Annotated in this window: 11 protein-coding genes and 2 tRNA genes; 7 read left to right on the top strand and 6 right to left on the bottom strand. The window is 41.3% G+C overall.

Annotated elements, in window-relative coordinates:
* Positions 1 to 196: 196 nt before the first annotated feature.
* Entirely contained in the window at positions 197 to 529 is a 333-nt protein-coding gene (locus LBN07_04070) for a hypothetical protein (GenBank protein ID MDR0850625.1), read from the top strand.
* Between the two features lie 359 nt (positions 530 to 888).
* On the top strand, positions 889 to 3,324 hold the full coding sequence (locus LBN07_04075) for a hypothetical protein (protein ID MDR0850626.1): 2,436 nt from the start codon (positions 889 to 891) through the stop codon (positions 3,322 to 3,324).
* Positions 3,325 to 3,558: 234 nt separating this feature from the next.
* On the opposite strand, the gene LBN07_04080 is transcribed toward LBN07_04075, so the two are convergent.
* Positions 3,559 to 3,634: transfer RNA gene (locus LBN07_04080), tRNA-Lys, on the bottom strand.
* 175 nt (positions 3,635 to 3,809) lie between these two features.
* Between LBN07_04080 and LBN07_04085 the strand changes: the two genes are divergently transcribed.
* The 3 genes from LBN07_04085 to LBN07_04095 all read left to right on the top strand — a co-directional run bounded on the left by LBN07_04085 (position 3,810) and on the right by LBN07_04095 (position 5,493).
* On the top strand, positions 3,810 to 4,898 hold the full coding sequence (locus LBN07_04085; protein ID MDR0850627.1) for a hypothetical protein: 1,089 nt from the start codon (positions 3,810 to 3,812) through the stop codon (positions 4,896 to 4,898).
* Between the two features lie 181 nt (positions 4,899 to 5,079).
* Positions 5,080 to 5,154: transfer RNA gene (locus LBN07_04090), tRNA-Pro, on the top strand.
* 96 nt (positions 5,155 to 5,250) lie between these two features.
* On the top strand, positions 5,251 to 5,493 hold the full coding sequence (locus LBN07_04095; GenBank protein ID MDR0850628.1) for a zinc ribbon domain-containing protein: 243 nt from the start codon (positions 5,251 to 5,253) through the stop codon (positions 5,491 to 5,493).
* 66 nt (positions 5,494 to 5,559) lie between these two features.
* On the opposite strand, the gene LBN07_04100 is transcribed toward LBN07_04095, so the two are convergent.
* A complete protein-coding gene (locus LBN07_04100) occupies positions 5,560 to 6,315 on the bottom strand; it encodes a DUF975 family protein (protein MDR0850629.1) in 756 nt (251 codons plus the stop codon).
* Between the two features lie 118 nt (positions 6,316 to 6,433).
* Here LBN07_04100 and alr point away from each other — a divergent pair, with 118 nt between their 5' ends.
* Both alr and rsmD read left to right on the top strand, forming a co-directional pair.
* On the top strand, positions 6,434 to 7,501 hold the full coding sequence (gene alr / locus LBN07_04105) for an alanine racemase (protein MDR0850630.1): 1,068 nt from the start codon (positions 6,434 to 6,436) through the stop codon (positions 7,499 to 7,501).
* Between the two features lie 365 nt (positions 7,502 to 7,866).
* A complete protein-coding gene (gene rsmD / locus LBN07_04110) occupies positions 7,867 to 8,409 on the top strand; it encodes a 16S rRNA (guanine(966)-N(2))-methyltransferase RsmD (protein MDR0850631.1) in 543 nt (180 codons plus the stop codon).
* Here rsmD and LBN07_04115 read toward each other — a convergent pair.
* From LBN07_04115 to LBN07_04130, 4 genes are all read right to left on the bottom strand, one after another.
* Positions 8,384 to 9,280 (bottom strand): hypothetical protein, encoded by an 897-nt coding sequence (locus LBN07_04115; GenBank protein ID MDR0850632.1) that lies wholly within the window; start codon positions 9,278 to 9,280, stop codon positions 8,384 to 8,386. The two genes, rsmD and LBN07_04115, sit on opposite strands and share 26 nt — an antisense overlap.
* 193 nt (positions 9,281 to 9,473) lie before the next feature.
* Positions 9,474 to 12,437 (bottom strand): hypothetical protein, encoded by a 2,964-nt coding sequence (locus LBN07_04120; GenBank protein MDR0850633.1) that lies wholly within the window; start codon positions 12,435 to 12,437, stop codon positions 9,474 to 9,476.
* 245 nt (positions 12,438 to 12,682) lie between these two features.
* Complete coding sequence (locus LBN07_04125; protein MDR0850634.1) at positions 12,683 to 15,334, bottom strand: DUF87 domain-containing protein; 2,652 nt, start codon at positions 15,332 to 15,334, stop codon at positions 12,683 to 12,685.
* 342 nt (positions 15,335 to 15,676) lie between these two features.
* Positions 15,677 to 18,817 carry a hypothetical protein gene (locus tag LBN07_04130; GenBank protein MDR0850635.1) on the bottom strand — a complete coding sequence of 1,047 codons (3,141 nt, stop codon included), beginning with the start codon at positions 18,815 to 18,817 and terminating at the stop codon, positions 15,677 to 15,679.
* Positions 18,818 to 18,918: the final 101 nt, after the last annotated feature.

The raw sequence follows: 18,918 nt of genomic DNA on the forward strand, positions 1-18,918 counted from the left end.
CATATAAACTACCATTGCCATCCGGAACGTATTTGCGACTTTATTCCTGCTTCACAAACACTAAATGACACGAAAGAATGCTCTGCAATTATATCCGGCCTTCTTGTCACAAAATAAGTGTAAACATAAATTCTTCTTGCATTTTGTTACAATATTTAGTATAATATCTTAATAATATTTATTAGGGAGGTAAAATATGAATAACGAATTTGAAAATCAAGAAGATAAAGTCGTAGAAGCTCAGGCACAGCCCCAGAAACAGTCAACAGGTCAAAAGTTTGGCAACCCCATCATTTTGCTGTCGACTATCGCAGCGTTTGCACTGATGTTTCTAAACGGTTTCTTGATGCGGGTTGTTCAAAGCGCTGACGCCATAAGAACACTCGGAACAATCTTCTATGTGCTCATCTTTGGCTGTATTGCTGTTGCATTCACGTTCATTCTGCTAAACTTCAGAAAGACCGGCAAGTCAATCTTCAGCCTTGAGACAATTCTTGCGCTTATTGCTCTGATTGTATTCTTTATATAAGTCAAACAAAAAAGATTATAATAAAACATAGTCATACCGCAGACAGGTTCTGCGGTTTTTTGTTCAATAAGCAAAAAACGTATGATAAAATAAGCCGTAATTCACTCTTAACAACTAGGTATTATATATGTTTTAATTAAATATACTGAAAACGCAGGCCTTTGTTTCAAAGCAATAACAATAGATTTATAAATATGAAGAGCTTAGTCATATAATTCGACACAACCCGCCGTTTTCCCTCTATCTTTATATATTACAATACCCTTCTCAAAAAAAACATCTTGCTTTTTGACATAAGATGTGTTAAAATATAGTGAACAAAAATGCAGGGTAAAAAAGAGCCCTCAGGAGGTACTTAAATGGCAACTAAGAAAAAAATAAAAACTCAAGAAGAAGCGATGGAAATTGCATTAGGAAAACTCATTCCGCTGTTTTTAGAAAGAGACGCACTTGAGAGTGGAAAGATTTTCTTTAAGGCTATTGGCCGTCTGCCGTTCTTTCCTGAATATTCCGATGAACTCGACCAAAAGGTAATCAAAAGCCTGAAAATCGGTGATTTTTCTCCTATTAAAGGAGACCACAACAAACTATTCAGAGAATATGGAAACGCAAGACAGGAGCTTACTCGCAGAGAAGACGGTTCGTGGGATTTGGAACTGTTTAGCTGGGGAAATCTGGAGCCGGACCCTGCAAAGGACAAAAATATGGGCTGGGCAGAAAGCGACATCAAATTTAATATCGGATTATTTGAGCCGCTGAATGGTGAATGTTACACTCAAAACGACTTTTATCAGGATGCACAGTCAAACCGAGGTATCAGAATACTTAAACACGGAACACAAACACCTGCGTTTCAAAATGCAAAAATACCCTTACCCGAAGGAATAATGATAGACGAAATCAACGATTATATTCCGCCCAAGCGACGCATAGACACAGACAAAAACGGAAACCAAATAATAGTTGTAGAAGAAGTTGAAATACTCCCTCTTAAGGTCAATGAAGCAGATCCAAAAAAGAAAGATGATAGATATAGACCTATAAAAGCCGATTCAACTGTGCTTAATAAAGTTTATGCAATAGATAATTACGCAGACTATAACGAGGAAGAGATAGAAGAAGAGATAGAAGAAGAGATAGAAGAAGAGATAGAAGAAGAAACGCTTGAAGGAGCTGGCGATACAGAAGGAGACGATGAAAGAGGAGGAAAGCCTATGGCAAGATCAAGAGCTGAAAAAGAGGCAAGAGAACTAGAAAGATATAGAGCAGCTGAAAAGGCCAAGAAAGACGCTGAAGATTTGGCAAGATACAGAGCCGAAGCAAGAGTTATGGAACGAAAAAAAGAAGCTGACAAGGCTGCAAAAAGAGATGCTGACTTACTGAGAAAAGGCATGCCTGACACCGGCGCGCTTGACGCAGCAATAAAAGCTGTAAACCTAGAAGACCGCAGTGTTGTCGATCACTTCTTTGCAAAAATATTGCTGATGACCCCCGAAGAAAGAAAAGAAAGACTACTCCACCTTAGCAATGCTCCGTTTGCATTAGCTTTAAGCCCTGAAGAAGGCATGGACCCTGAGTATGAAACATTCACACGAAACCTGCCGCGTGGTGCCGTTGCCTCAAACAGCGAAGAGCGACGAATTGCTTTCAGAAACCTTGAATTGCAATACATAAAACTGCTTGAAAGCTCAGCAAACGCAACACCGCGAAAAAACCCGGACGCAGAAGAAGACATCAAATCATTTTTTGAAGGCATTGGTGATAGACCGGATAGTAGTAAAGAGAAAGAAGTCAAAGAGCACGAAAAAGACGAAGATGAGGAATTCGATGAAGATAAAATTGATGATAAGACCGATGATGATACTGATGAAAAAATAGACGAAAAGAAAAGTAAACCCTCTCCCTTCACCTTCCCCGAAGCTTTCACTGATATTGCCAAGAGAGAAAAGTTCATGAAGGAAGCCGAAAGAATGTATCCGAAGAACAAAGACGGAAGGATTATCGGCAGAAACAACTCACGAAAGCGCTATAAAGCATATGCAAAAAAAGTGCATGACGCATATATGACCGGCGACCTTAACTGCAATGATTGGCACCTTTCAATTGAACAGACCAAAAGATTGAATAAACAAATGTCAAAAGAACATGGATACAATCTTGTAAATCTTATGCTCAAAAAAGAAATGTGTCACCTTGTGGTTGATCATGACAATCCCCGCAGAAACGAGCCTGTAGGAATAAGCACTTCTGCTTACAAGTTTGACTTTAACAAAAATGATGCCAAAAGCGTAAACGACCTGAAAAATTTGGTTAATTTCTGGAACGACTTCCACAGCAGAGAAATGGTTGATTGCAAGCCTGTTGCAAAAGAAATGGGACTGAAATATAGACCCAAGGCATGGCTTAACAGAAACCCCACCTCCAAAAAAGTTATACTTGCTGTGGGTATACTTGGAGCAGCGGCAGTTGCAGGTGAAATAGTACCTGAAATCATTTATGCCACAACCGGCGCAAAAGTGCTTTGCACCACCGACATTGTGCAGAACATTCCGATAGTAGGAGACATATGGGACAAAATCTTTGGAGGACTCTCGCATCATGCAACGGTACCCCTGCCACCAATTCCTCCTGTAGAACCTCCTATACCCCCACATATAACACCCGGTGGTGATGTTACCCCTATAACTCCAGATCAGGTTGTAGATGGGGTAATAAAGCCTGAAACACCCTCTCTGGATGGCAACTCTCCCATAGATGGTGGCATCAGAGGAAAAGATTATTCCAGCCTATTTTAAGCCCAACAAAAGAACACGCAATGCGTGTTCTTTTTTATAAAAACATCTAAGAGATTGCTTAACACTTATACCTAAAGATTACAGCACCCTGCGGGCTTGCAATGATAAGTGAAAATTACTTTGTTGTCCCTCGTATAACATTGACGGCACCGACCCGAAGGGGTGAGAAGTCCTAATTAACATAACTTAAAAAAATAAAAAGGCTTTCAAACGAAAGCTTTTTTAATTGACTTTTGGTGGACCCTCGGGGATTCGAACCCCGGACCCACTGATTAAGAGTCAGTTGCTCTGCCAACTGAGCTAAGGGTCCATAAAATATTTAATTTTGCCAGAGTGGGAATGCTTAAATATTATACAACGGCAAATGCCAAAAGTCAACTGTTTTGTTTGCAAAAACAGGTATCAAAAATGCACTGATTTTCAAAAATCTCCTCTTGAAAAAATCGACAAACTGTGATAAAATAGAAGCATAGATTGGAGGTAATATGCAGTTATACAACAAATACTCCTACGCGGGAAATTCAGGAGAGGTAAATTATTCAAGGGCTCAAAAAAAAAGTAATTTTAGAAAGGAGACCAAACAGACAGAAACCTGGGATGACCCTTTTAAAAATGTGGATCACAGAAAAGACGGCGCCCAGATAATCGGAGAGCCGATAATAATTAACAGCCGCAATCTCTATACTCCCACCAGCCTCAAAATAAGAGACCTGCCCCACCCCATCAACTCCAAAAGCATACAGCGCACAAACTTTGCTGCAACCCAAGAGGACCTGGAATACATGCAAAATGTGCCAAAATTTATAATCTCTTTTAAAAAAGAAAGATTTGATTCTACCTTTTCTGACAAAAACATAGGAAGCACAACAAAATGCTATGCTCGAACAGTTTATTATCTAATAAGACCTGATACTCCTTCTCATCTGCCGCTTACATACAGAATGTCAGTGTCGCAAAACATAAACAACCCTGAGGATTGGAGCATTTGCTTTTATGCCATGGCAGGAGGAAAAGAAAAAGGTCTTATGTTTTTAAAGCGCCTCGACCACGACCCCGGCAGCTGTCACAAAGAAGGAACTGCGTATATCCCCACTCCGCATATGCACAGTGCAGCACCATGTGACGAAAAGGTATCCCGCCCTGAGCGCCCGTCACCCGAATTCATTTATGAGCACGCGGACATGGACCTTGAGCAAGGAATAAATTATATTCTGCACACCTGCAATATCCTTCCTTATAATGTGGCCCAAAGCTCAGATGATGATATCCGAACCATTGCAAAACAGCTGAAGAGAAAAGAAATAGAAATTGACAGACCTGTTGATATGCTCAAAGACCTAAGCGAAGCAGTTGAAATCACAGCCGAATATTATCAGCATCTCTTCCCAAACATAAAAAAGGTTACTCCTATCTCCTTTATATCTGAGCAACTGCCTGACATTTATGCCATTACCGCAACAACTGCCTCACAAATGCCAAATATCTATCTTTCTGAATATGTGTCAGACCCCCCCCCCGAACTCTCTGAAGCAGCTTTTAATTCGGATATTCCCGCTTTCTTCCAGCATATGTAATTTTTCAAAAATGAGCTCTTTGGGGCTCTTTTTTATTTGTCATTTCATAAAAAGACTTTTGGCCTTGCGCTACGTTAAAATTCCAAATCTTTGTTGGCATATTAACCTTCTTTCTGCACAAGAAATTCTAAGTAATAATTGACAATTGTGCCTTTTAATGCTATACTTGCAAAAGCAATATCGGGGTGTGGCGCAGTGGTAGCGCACTAGTCTGGGGGGCTAGGGGCCGCGAGTTCAAGTCTCGCCACTCCGACCAAGAAACAATGCCTGCGCATTGTTTTTTATTAAACTCACAAATTATGTGACAAATGAAGCTACACGTGCTATACTTAAAATATAAGGAAGGTGTCTTATGAAAAAATGTATTGCGTGCGGCATGCCGCTAAACGGGCCCGATGATTATGCCTTGGGAGATACAAAAAAGAATTACTGTAAATACTGCTCCCGCAAAGACGGAACTATGAAAAGCTATGAAGAAACCTTAGAAGGGACAATTCCATGGGCAATGAAGGAATATGGTATCACCGAAGAACAAGCCCGCAAACAAATTCCGGAATATTTAAAAACGCTGCCAGCCTGGAAAGATAAAATATGAAAAAACCTGCTCATGCAGGTTTTTCTATTTGTATTTAATATAATCAGCTATCAATCGTATTTTTTGTCAACTCTCTTTTTCGTCGTTGTCATCAACCACAATTGTAGGTTGATTTTCAACCGCTGTGGGCTGACCTGTAAACCCGTCACCGTCATAAACTTCGGTGGGCCCAGCCATGTCGCCCCTCTCAACCGCTGTGGGCTGAACATTCTCGCCTATCAGTCCTGCACTTTCAGCAATTTCGTCAAAGAAAACTATTTCCGCAGCTCTAATATACGGCTCAATCCAAAAGAACAAAATTCCAAGTGTAAGTATGCCCAGCAATATCCAGCCTATAAAACTAAAATGCAAACAAAACAATCTCCACTTATTGCCATTCATAAGCTCACGGCTAAAAGTTATCGCTTCATTCGGGTCAGTCCTGATTTTGTTAATCACCAAATATTCACTCATAGCATATGAATAGGTCTTAATAATTCCGGGTATTATAAGCAGTAGACTCCAAAGGACTATGAATACATACTTAAGCCAATAAACGCCCATTGACATCCAATAGCCATCTTTGAAATAGCCGAATAAATCGTTAATCTGAGGATTTTTGCGCCTGACAAGGTTAATCATAAAAAGCGTATATCCCAAAAATATTGGCGGAACCAGAAATAGCGTAACAGCAAGTGATATAAAACCAAGCATTGGAACGGCGGAAAGAGCCGATGCAGCCCATGCAATCAAATTATATATAATGCATACGCCAATTGCAAGCCACCATTTGCCGGTGACATTTTGCCGGGCTAACTCTCTTGTTTGTGCTGCTGTTCTCATACTTCCCCCTCCCGAATTTTGCATTATTATGTTAACATTAACCCGCGTTTATGTCAAGTTTTTTGTTATGCACTAAACAACATTAACAAGATTATTATGTGTGTAATATCCTAACTATATGAACAAATTCATACTAGATATCCGGGCACTGCGAGATAATATACTTAGAATAAAGCAGCGTCTGAGACCCGATGCTCTCTTCTGTGCCATGGTCAAGGCCAATGCCTATGGTCATGGCCTTAAGCACATTTCGAGGCATATAGAGCATATTGTAGACTATTTTGGCGTGGCATGTGTCAGCGAAGGACTAAAACTGCGGCAGTTAAACATATCAAAACCGATTTTGGTAGTGGGCAGTTTTGATGAAATTATGGCTAAAAAAGCCATGCTTAATTATCTTACTCTTACTGTGTTTTCGTGTGAACAAATTGAGCATATGACAAAAATATGCAAGCAACTTAATATCTGTGCATCTGTGCATATTAAGGTCAACACCGGCATGAACAGGCTTGGCGTAAATGATAAAACCGAATTTATAAGTATGCTGAATATGCTTGAAAACAATGAATACATAAAACTCAAGGGCGTGTTTTCGCATCTGGCGCGCGAGGACGAAAAATATATAAAAAGACAGAACAAAATATTTAAACAATACATTAAACTATGCAAAGCTTTTAAAGGGTTAATCTTTCATCTAAGCAGCAGTTTTGCTGCAATAAATTATCAAAAATATAATTACAATATGGTACGCATCGGCCTTGCCATGTATGGCTATGCCCATTCGGAGCATATAAGTCTGAAACCCGTCATAACCATTATCAGCAATATCCGTTCTATTTTAAAGGTAAAAAAAGGAAGTTTTGTAGGTTATGGCGGAGCCTTACGCTGTCAAAGAAACATGACCCTAGCGGTAGTACCGCTTGGATACGCAGACGGAATTAACCTAAAGCTCAGCAATACTGCCAGCGTCTATATGGTCGGTCAGCCCGCCCCGATAGTCGGCAGAGTTTGCATGGATATGCTCATATGCAATATCACAGATTTAGGTGTAAAATTAGATGATGAAGTTGTTATCTTTGACAATATAAACAACGCAACTGTGTGGAGCAAAATCTGCGGCAATCATGAGTATGAAATTCTCACAAGCTTCAAAATCAACCGGATGAAGGTGGTAATTAGAAAATAGGCGCCCATGCGGGGGCAAGCAAAGCTTTCCCCCAAGCGCCCGCCTACGGCGGCGCCACGCAAAAAGTTTAACTTTTTGCGTGCATGGGCGCCCCTTAAAACGAATCTTGATTTTATTGTAGTTTTTCAAGGTTGTGTTATAATCAAGAGAGTGAGACAAAGTCATGTTTACGTGAATAAAGTCGAGCGAACGCAAATTTCAACACAGCTGTGCCGGTATTCGGATTTTACTATAGTTATGAAAAACTGTGTTATAATTCAACGAAGTGAAACAAATAATCATGCTTGTATGAAATATTTGTGAGCAAAGTTAAGTTTAAACACAAAGTGTTGTGATATATCAACACTTTGTGTTATAATAACTCTATGAGAATAATAAGCGGAAAATATCGCGGACGAAAGCTCTCCCATCCCACCTGCGAGGGCGTTTTGCCCACAATTGACAGAATAAAAGAAAGTATATTCAACATAATTGCAAACAAAATACCCAACAGCCGCTGTCTGGATCTTTTTGGCGGCACAGGAAATCTCGGCATTGAGTGTATTAGCCGTGGAGCCAAAAAAGTAATTATATCCGATCACAACCCCGTTTGTATAAAAAATATAAAACAAAATCTGAGAGAAGACCCCGGCGTCCAAATTATCTGCGCCGATTTTTTAGATACCCTCACTCAGCTAAAATCAGAGCAATTTGATATTGTTTTTCTTGACCCTCCTTATCGGAGTGATTTTGCATTAAAGGCCATTCAAAAAATTAGAGAATATAACCTGCTGAGCAAGGACGGAATAATAATATGGGAGCACCCCAAGGGCACTCCCGTTCAGAATAATTATTTTTGCGTTTACGACACACGTAACTACGGTTCGGTTTCAGTGTCTTTTCTTAGTGTTTCCGAGGTTTCAGAGTAACTAAAGTGTTAATCTCCACATAATCCTCAAGCTGCTGAAGCGTAATTGCATGATTAAACTGTTTCATGTTCTTTTTTATGGTCATGCCAAAATCAGATAATATAACAGTGCCATCAGGCTCTTCGCTATATGACTGATAAGTAATCTTATCCACTGAGTTCATACTCACGAAAACCGTATACAAAACATAGTTAGTGCCTGTTGTTTCTTTTAGAGACAGTATAAATTCCCCACCGACATAATTTAGCGTGAGTTCTCTTTTTGTGCCGCTGTTTTGGTTATTAAACTCCTCAATAGCCTTTTTTGCCGGATTTAAAACCTCGGGCTTTACAAGTTCAACTAAACATTCCTTGGCATAAAACAGGTTATACCTTAGGTCATTAACCGGATCCAAATCATCAGTCTGTGTCGGCACATGAAGCCCTGCAAAGTTTCTGTCAACCCTCATCTTGGTGTTTGGTATGCTCTCATCGGCATACTCCACCAAATACCAAAAGTCCTCCAAATACCTAACCACTCTTGTGTTATATTGATTCTTTAAAACTTCTGAGCTCTGTCCGCTTATATCCTCATGCAACTGCCGTTTTAAAAAATCCACCTCACGATATCCGCTGACAGTATCCCAATCCTCAGTTTGGTCATATAAAACAATATCTCGGCTGCCATCAGTATAGGTAGTTGTGATTTGTGCCTCAAACTGATAACCACGCTGCTGCCCCTGTTTTTCAAGTGCAACTTTAACTGCGGCATAGGTTTCGTCATCTCCCGTGTTTGAATTTACCATAAACGCACCTATTATCACCGCAGCCAAAAACACTGCCGCAAAAACTGAAAAGAATATCGTCCTAAACTTTACTTCACTTTTTTTCATTCTGTTTTCCTCTATTTTTAATTTTATCATAAAAACCTTAAGCACACAACCAAAAACGCAAAAAGTTCCGCCGCAAGGCCAAATCCTGAAACAAACTGCCCGCGTGGACTTCTCATATCAGCTTACAGCAAAAAGATAAACCATGATTAGAAATAGATGTGCGCACAAAAAAGATGAGAATAATCTCATCTTTTTATAAACCCATTCCCATTTCTTTGTCTGCGTCGCTAAGTATAGTTTTTACCGGGTCCTTTGGAATAGCCGCATTCTGTTCAGCCTGTTCCTTCGGTTCTTCTTCAGCAACTTCTTTATCAACCTCAGCTTTTGTTACTATTACAGCTTCTTCGGTTTCTTTTTTTACCGCATTTTCTGCTTTTTTACGGGCGTCAAACTCTTCTTTGGTTTCTGTTTTGGGTCTCTTGCTATTATTTGTCTCAACTTCTTCTTGCACCGTTGATTGGTTGGGATTTGGTCCTATATTCTGTTGGTTGCTGATGCTAGACTGTGAACTGCCCTGCTGGTGACTTAGCCCACTAGCCTGTGTTACAGCAGCAGACCCATAAACCGCAAAGTTTTGTGCTGCATATCCGCTCATTTGGGTCGTCATTTTACCAAAAGTTTCTTCCTTGACATCTTCCGGAAGCACAGCAAACTTTCGCACCTTTCGGGCAAGCAAAGCCTCTTCAATGTCAAGCCCTTTCTTTTTACAATCTTTTGTAATCAGTTTTACTTCCTGATCACTAAGCTCCATCTTTTCTACATCTTTTTTAAGCTCAGGGTGACAATCGAGAAATTCTACACATGAATTATTTGATTTTGCCATCCTTGCATTAGGTCCGTCCTTCGGCGTAAATTTATTCTTTTGGGTCCATAAACCGCCATTTTTAGCAATAGATTCAAGTCCGGTCCTCGCCGCTGAAACCTTTTTGGCATTGGCTTCAAGCTCTCTTATTTCTTCACCTATTTGTCTGCCATAAATCTCACCAAGCGGGCCGCCCTTTTCAGCACTAGCCGCCCTGTCTGGTTCAATGTCTTTTATAATTTCCCACGCAATTTTATTGCTCTCGGCAGCATTAACAAAAGTACCCTTTTCAACCATAATGTCCATCTGCGTTCTAAGCTCTTCATTATACTTTAGATAAGCCTGATATTTAACGTCTCCCTGAGGGTCTCTCTGCCTCTCTGCAGGATCACCAAATTTAGCATAAACTTCAAGCCCTGTAAGCGTCTGAATAAACTGAAACATTTCGTTGGGAGTTTGACTTATAGGCTTTCCGGTAATTTTTTCTATCCTGTCTATCATAGCCGGATCGGCAATCTTGGCAGCAACCTTTGTCCTAATATCATTGCGGACAGCATTAAATCCCGATGGAGGCGGTGTCTGCACCTGCCCCTGAGCAAACTCACCTTCCAATATGGCCTTATATTCAGTCACCGCATCAAGGTTTCTGGTATAATGGCTGTTTACCTGTTCAAGCTCTACGCCCGAATTGCCGTGTGTGGGTTTCCCCACTTGTGTAATTTCGCTGATTTCATCAAGAGTACGCTTAAAATTTGTATACTCTCTTTTAAATTGCAAATAAGCATTCCCCGTAAGGTGGCCGGCCTCTGCCCATGCTTCTATGTCTTCAGGTGTAATATCGTTAAAGTCAATCGCAACAGGAGCTGCTCCTGCTGTAAGCGACATACTCTGCGAAAGGACTGCAATTTCTTTTTTAAACTTTGTAATATTTTCATAGCTCAGTCTCATCTTTGCCTTATATAGCTCACCGGCGGGCGAAGGAACTGCTCCTGCCCTCAATTGAGCAAAACTCAGCTGCGGATTAGAAGCTTCAGCAATCGCTTCTTCAAGAGTTTTTGAATAATTCTCAAATTCCTCTCCGGTCATATTTCCCGCAACTTTTGGTCTGCCAGTAACGGGGTCTATAGGAAACTCAAGTTGAGCCGCAAAACCAGCTGCCAACTGAGCAAAACTCACTCCTTGCGACAGCGCTGCCGCCAATTCCTGATTGTTTCTTAAATTTCTTATATTGTCTGCCGTAGAAGCATGTGCCGCCCGCTGCTCTTCTATTTTTTCAAGCCGCCATTGAATAGTATCATACATAGCATTGCTCAGGTTTGCAAAACATTTTTCTGTTCCACTTATATACCCCATGCTGTCCTTTCCGTGCAGCTCAATATCACTCCTACGCAGCAAAGTATTAAAAACTCTATATCTGGAAGCTTTCCTTGCTTCATATGCAAAATCCTTAATGGCGTGTCCGGCAGCATCAATCTTTTGAAAGGCTGTTCGATCAGTCTGATAGTCTCCGTTATGTTTCAGTAAATCCGTAGTGTTTTTAGTGCAAGACTCCAAAATTTCATTAATAGTCTTGTCTTTATAACCCGGCAGTTCCTTTATTGCATCCTTCAGCCCACCAGCTTGCAATGCATTGATAAAAGCGTCCGGTAGCACAGGTTCTCCTGGTTGTCGGTTTGCGTTTCTGAACACTTCAGGCAAACCCTCGACAAGCTCGGGCTTCAGGTTTACACTAAGTAAAAGATATGCATTTGCAGCTTTCTCAATCTCAGCAGCATAATATTGCATCCTTAAAGAATCCATCTGTTCGTCAAGCTTTTCCTGAATGGTGTTAATCAAAGGTGTGTGGGATAAAAATCCGTACCAGCCATCCATAATGGCAGCCCCGGCTCTTCTTGTTATAGGGTTTTCTTCAGGGTTTAGATAATACTTTAAAAAACCCATCTTAGGGTTTGTAAGTTTATTAATAAGCAAATCATTTTCAATATACCGCAGAGCCAGCCCAAACTTCTTCTGAGCTCCTCTGGCATATCCCCACTTTGCCCAAAACTCATGATTAGTTTCTTCTTCTTTAGCAGTTCTCAAAAAACCTTTAAACTGCTCTTCGCTTGATTTGCCAAGTATCTTATATAATGCTTCAAGTGCAACTACATTACCCAACTTAGTTGGGTCAATTTTCTTTTTACCCGTAATGGGGTCTCTATCAACATTCCCGGTAACAGGATCTTTTGAGGCTTCCAACTGCGCTTCAAAATATGCCATATAAGCCGGAAAAAACGATCCGCTCCAACAGTCTTTACGATTAGCTTTATATCTATCCTTATTAAAGTCACCGGGACGCAATATAGTTTTTGCCATATCCTTTCCTCCTTTAAATTGCCCATACTTTCTTACAGAGTTATTATACCACAAAAGCCGACAGATTTCAATATAATTTTTGAAACAAATATGCACATATATTCATATTTTTGATTGTAAATTAAAGTCTGAGTAACAATTTAATTATCACCATCATTGCAGAAGCAGGCCAAGCCGTCAAACCCAAAAGGTTTTTTTAAATAACAATAAAAAGAAACCCTTAGGGCTCCTCTTTTCATTATTTATTATGAGAACAAATTTCTAACCGTTTCGCTCGCTTCAATCTTAACTGAAGTTCTACTGAGCGCGCTTGTAATTATAAATGCCTGACCCACGCTTGCCGTAACAATAGCATCCTGCTCTTCTTTGTTAATTTCACCCGCGTTTCGATAAAGGTTTACAAGGTCGTTTATGTCGTTTGGCGCAAGCGAGAATATAAACGAATATTGACTTGCGTTGATTACGGCTGAACTTTGCCGCTCAATTTCAGGAGAGCCAACAAAGTCTTTTATGTTCTGCGTTATAATTATCTGCATACCGCCATATTTTCTTATACGCTTTGCCATCTGCGCCATAAAGTCAAGCGCTATGGGGCGTTTGGGGTTTATAAATACGTGGGCCTCGTCAACTGCCACAATAATCTTACGCCACTTATCAAGCGGCTCACCGCGGTGATATTTGTCGTTAAAGTCTTTGTTTTTAATAATCTCGTTGTCAAGATACTTAAACACCAACAACATTTGTGCGTTTGCGATTATTTCGTTACGGTTGGCAAGCAGACTTCTGAAGTTAAACGTTACAAAGTTTTCTTTGGTTACAATCGACATCGGCCCATTCCATAGGTTGCTGTTACGCCCGCCGGTCGCAAACTTAGAAATATATGTTTCCACCGTCTGCAGATTGCGTCTGTGATAATCGTCCTTTTCTTCCTTTATTTTTTGCAAAATAACCTTATAAAGGTCATCAAATATCGGATAATCTTCAGGTTTCAGACCTTTAAGCTTGGTGGTGCTGTCAATACCCTTTTCGCGGTATACCTCAATAATAAGGTTGTTCAGTTTTTCAAAAGCGTCTGGGGCAATACCCGGCAGGATTGTTGCAAAAAATTGCTCCAAAAACTGAAGGTGGGTTGAATAGTCATCAGCGGTTCCACCCTCGTCAGAGTCAAGCGTTGTGATTATATGAAATGGATTAAGCCTGCCGCTGATTGACGAACCTACGTCCAAAACCTTCCCCTTAAGATTGTATGAAAGCGGCGTGTACTCATCTTCAGGGTCAAGAATAAATACCTTGGTGTTGTCACAGGCAAGGTTAGCAAGAAGCGTCTTTGTAGCATACGACTTTCCTGAACCCGATTTTCCTATTATCATCATGTTACTGTTTACGCGTGCTGCGTTTCGCACAAAAAAGTCTACAAACACAGGGTATTCATTATATCCTATATAAATCCCCTTCTCGTCCTGAAGCGCACTTGAAATAAACGGGAACAGAGCCGCCAGCGTGCTTGTCGGCATATCCCTCAGATATTGAGTTACCGTGTCAAGGCGAGATATGCTGCGGCTAATGAAAGCATCCACCTGACGTCCGAACATTTCGGCATATTTATAGCCGTATTGTTTAAGCACCGCTCTTACTTCTTTACGTGCATTTTCCTCACACGTAATGTGCATATTAACTTCATAAAGCTGCTCACCGTCATTCTTAAGCTGAGCCAGAAGTTCCTTAAGCGTTCTTAAGTGAGTATTGTTTTCAAGCTGCTTACTGCTCTTTGCCATCATCCCGAGCTTGCCTTCAAGCTCAACAATAGCCTTGTCTATTCGCTTCTCGGCCAAATGCCTCTGAACGGGCGTAATGTTTACCACCACATTGGTTCGGTCCAAAAGAAAGAACCCTGCGCCCCATGCGTTTCCTACAGTCAGCGGATAGTCAGTTATAACAAAGCTTCGATAACCCTGTTTATTTATAATCGTTCGGGTGGTTTTGAACTTAATCTGATTGGGCGTTGCCCAATTTATGTGCTTGTCTAAAGTTATGGTTTCAAGGTCACGCTCATCAAAGTCTTTGCCGTAGTTGGAGCGCAAAAACACTATAAGGTCACGCCCTATAAGCTTGCGGGTAGCCATGGGCACAACGCTGTTGGCCATGGTACTCATCATTCCGTCAACGGTGTTGTCAAGCGATTCACGGTCTTTGTCATAGACTACCAAATAGAAATAGTCTTTATAAATTTTTTCTTCGCGGTTCATAAGCTCAATCGTGCTTACACGTGCCTCAAACACCCCGCTTCGCGCCTCAACCTCAGACTCGGTCATTTCGCCCTCATACTGCAGTTCCATAAGGCTGTCAAACTTGCGGTCCTCGTTTTGAACATAATTATCAAAAATTATCGCCTTGTTAAGCTTTACTACACTTGCGTTTTGCCCGTTTCCAAGACGCTTTAAGGCGTTTGCAAAGGTTCTTATTAACATATCCTGTTTATAAGCGTTAAGAAGCCCAAACTCAATAGGACTTACTTCAATAACCTCGGCATAATAATCCTTAAAGTCAATAAACCTTTCTTTATGCAGCCCTTCAAACGGCATCAGCTGCCTTATGCTGGGATTGCCGTGCTTGTCCACATCTTCCTGTGAATACTTCTTCTTAAATGCAATAAATCTTACCAACAGCCCCATTGCGCTATAAAGCCTTACACCCTCGTCAACGGGGAAGTACATGGTTATAAATATCGCCAGCCACGCAACAGCCAGATACCAGTTATACCCGCCAAGGCCTTGAGAGGCAATAAACAGCACGGCGCCCGCCACACCGATTACGCCCACAATAATATCACTAAGGGTGACACCCTTAACGAACTCCATTTTTACCTTGGTTTTTCGTGGAATATATCTTATCGCCATATTATACTCCTCTTTCCTTCCTTTTCTTCTACTCTCAGGCATTGCCTAAGAATTTACACGAACACTCACATAGGCGCCAACAGCGCCGAGTCCTCGCCTTTTCCTTCTCTTCTCCACTAAGGGCGTTATATAAATGTTTCTGAACGATCCTGCAGACACCACAGGTGTCGAAGCCTTAGTGAAGAGACATTATATACAATGCCCTTACAAATTTATTATACACCAAATGATATAAAAAAACAAATAAAGAAACAATATAATTTGTTTTCCGCTCACCAAAAAACAACCCGCAGGTTGTTTTTTGTTTAGCGTTTTAGCTATGATCTTCTTTAGCTTTTGTTATCAGCCTCTGAAAGTGCCTCTATTATCAGGACCGCTGGTCGGGTTTCCGTCCTGATCTATTTTTCCGCTGGCAAACAAACTCATCACAGTTGTCTGGAACTCCTTAAAGTCTCTGGATATCTCAGACCACATCTTGTGCTCTTCCATCTTGTTCCTGTCTTTTCCTGAATAAGTCTTGGCTTTAGGAACATTGCTGTTTATCTTTTTTACAATCTCTTCAAGCCTTCTTGACTGACTATCCATAAGAGTTTTAAGTCTCTGCATAAATTCATTAATAAACTGCTGCAGGTTACTGATGTCTACCTTAGTAGGCGTAGACGGTAGCGGAGCCATCATCCTGTTAATCATCGAGTTTTGCTTAATATTGCTGCCTGTTCCTGACCCCACACTTCTTCCCGTTGCATTACTCAAAGCTGACATGCCTCTTGCTATGTTATCGCTTGCGGCATTATCCTCAGCAGCCCTCTGCTCATCAGACAAGCTTCTGCGTCTATCTCTTTCTGCCCTTCTGATTGCTTTTCTGTCTGCAGCACTCGGTATTGCTGGGCTAGAACCTCCATCGCCTCCGCTGCCGGTATCCCCGCCTCCCGTAGTAAACGAAGATGTATCTCCGCCTCCGCTGACGGTAGAAGTAGTAAACCCTGTGTCAGAGAAGGTGAATGATGTCGGTCCCTCAACCTCTATTTCAGCGCCTCCGCTGGTATTGCTCACCTGAGGTGTTGCAGTTGGTGTCGGTGCCGGTGCCGATGGGGGCGAATTTCTCACATTATCAGGTATTGAACCGCCTTTCTTATTTGCATTTTTCATATCCTTGTTCATGTGCTGGCCATACCACATCCTTGCGTTATGATCACGAGCATCCTTCCATTCCTTAGGCTCATCAAACTTAACAGCTTTACTCATTCCGTCAAGCTTAGCTCCCTGACCCATCATGTCCTTTGCAAGCGCGCTGTGATCTCCAAGCACCTCTGCAAGCACACCTTTGCCCTTCCACATATCCGCAATGTCAAGTCCGCTTTCATGCAGGTTGTCAAAAGCACGCTGCTTCTTTCCAAGATAGCTAGCAGGGTCGTCTTTCTCGCTGCCAATGTCGCGTTTTTTGCCATCAGCACCTATCCTTTGTCCACTGCCATCACTCGCTTCTACTCCTTTGCCTGCCATATAAGCTCTGCGGTCTCTGCCTCTTTCAAAAATATTTTTATCTGCATTGCTCAACGCCATCATTTCTTTGATTTGTTTGTCACCCGATTCAGTGTTTACTATGTTCTGCATAGTGTATTCTCTTCTTTCTTCGTCACTCATACCCCTATAGCCTTGCGAGTAGTCATTATTTTGATCATAATCACCTCTGTCTTGGGCTGACCGAATTGCTGCCTTAGTATAATGCTGCATAGCCTCAGATGGACCTACTATATTACCATCTGTATCCTGTTCTTCACTCATAGCATCATCCAATCTCTTTTCTCTATTCATACCATAATCAATGGCTTCATTCTTTTTGCCCTTGGCCATCAAACTACCCGCAGCACCCCCACCCAGCTTCATGCCGGTTTTCATCATCTTGTCGGGGTCAGCAAAGCCCTGCATAGTTTTGTTAATTCCGCCCACGGCATCTTTCATCATGTCATCCATACCAAGTATAGACGCCAGAAGAGAGCCCGCACTTTCAATAACCTGAAGTCCGCAAATTGCAAACAGGAAATAGAAGAACATATTAACTACACCGTCTGTAACGCCCGAAGCCCCGCCGTTGGCAGCAAGCATACTTGAACCTACAGCGGCCGCTGCAACAGTGTCTGAATTATAACCCATCGAAGCGGCAACAGATGCCTCAGACCCGAGGGCCGACACGGCCATAACTTGGTCACCTTGCACCATCGTGGTGCCGTCATAGTCAATAACAAACTCAGTTGTGCCCACCGACACCGCCACAGGGGTTTGGTCTACAGAATAATTTACGCTGAGAGTGTTGGCAAAGTCAACATCTTCTAGGGCGTTCATCATAACAAAATACATATTGATTGCAAATATTGGGCCCAAAATCATAATTACACGTCTTATAAAGTTCTGCTGCCACTGCTTAGCAGCGTTTCCGTTGTCAAGAGGAGCTATCGAGTGCATAGGAGCCGCCAAAAGCATTAAAAGGACGATTTCAAAAATACGCTTAATAAGCTGACTGCAAAGCTTAAACATTATGTATAGCATAAACAAACCGCTCAAAAAGCCCATTATATAGTTCATTCCCGTATAACTATAATAATATGAAACTATACCTATATCCCAAAAACTATACTGCGTACCGCGTGTTGGGTGTATAAGAAGATTGTCCCGCTCAAGATTAGGACTTCCGGCCGAACCTGACAGTCCAAGAAGCTTCCACCTATTGCCGTTCATGTCGGTATTTTTTCTAAAAGCATCATCAATTTGTGTGGAAAGCTCAGCTTGAATCACATCTATATCGTTACTATTGACCTTAAAACCGCCGCCGTTGTTATTATAATAAGTATTATCACTTGCCCACGGGGCATTGTGAATTTCCCCGTTTATGTATTTGGCAAAATTCTCATTATTTTTGGCCTTATTTGCGTTGGAGGCTGTCAAATAAAGCACTTGCTCGGCAATTCCCGTGTCTTCGGCGTTAAACATTCTCCACACAGCCTGACCCAAAACACAGGTCATGATAAGACCAAAATATGCCACCACCGGCACAATAACAAACATCGCAAGTGACTTTAGCGCCCGGGCTATTATCGGCCCCTTGGCGCTATTTTTAACATCCATAGTAAACTCTGAACGTATGATTGCAATAAATGTGAATATGAACAGTAATAAAACCGACAAAGCCAAAAGTGAAATAAATACATTTCTCACAGGCTCGCTAAACAAAAACTGACTTATAAGGTCATTAAACAGCGGCTCACCGTTGGTCGGGTCACCCGGATTTGCAAAGTTGGTGTCTATTCCCAGGAGTTTTTTGAATATAACTTCGGCAATCTTAATAAACTGAGCTATGGCCCAGATAATAAGATAAAACATACATGTTATCACAGCCAGCAAGCTTTGGAAAATACAATCAAACAAACCTATAATCCAATTGACCAAACCGTCAAAAAGTCCACCTAACAATGATTTAGAAACCATATTCTATCTCCCTCTACTTTTTAGTTTGTCCAACACGAAATTTTTATTCCTTGTTTTTGCTGACTACCAAATGTTTCGCAATCTTAAATGTTAGTCTTCCT

The sequence above is a fragment of the Christensenellaceae bacterium genome (assembly GCA_031260975.1).
GTDB lineage: Bacteria > Bacillota > Clostridia > Christensenellales > UBA1242 > JAISKJ01.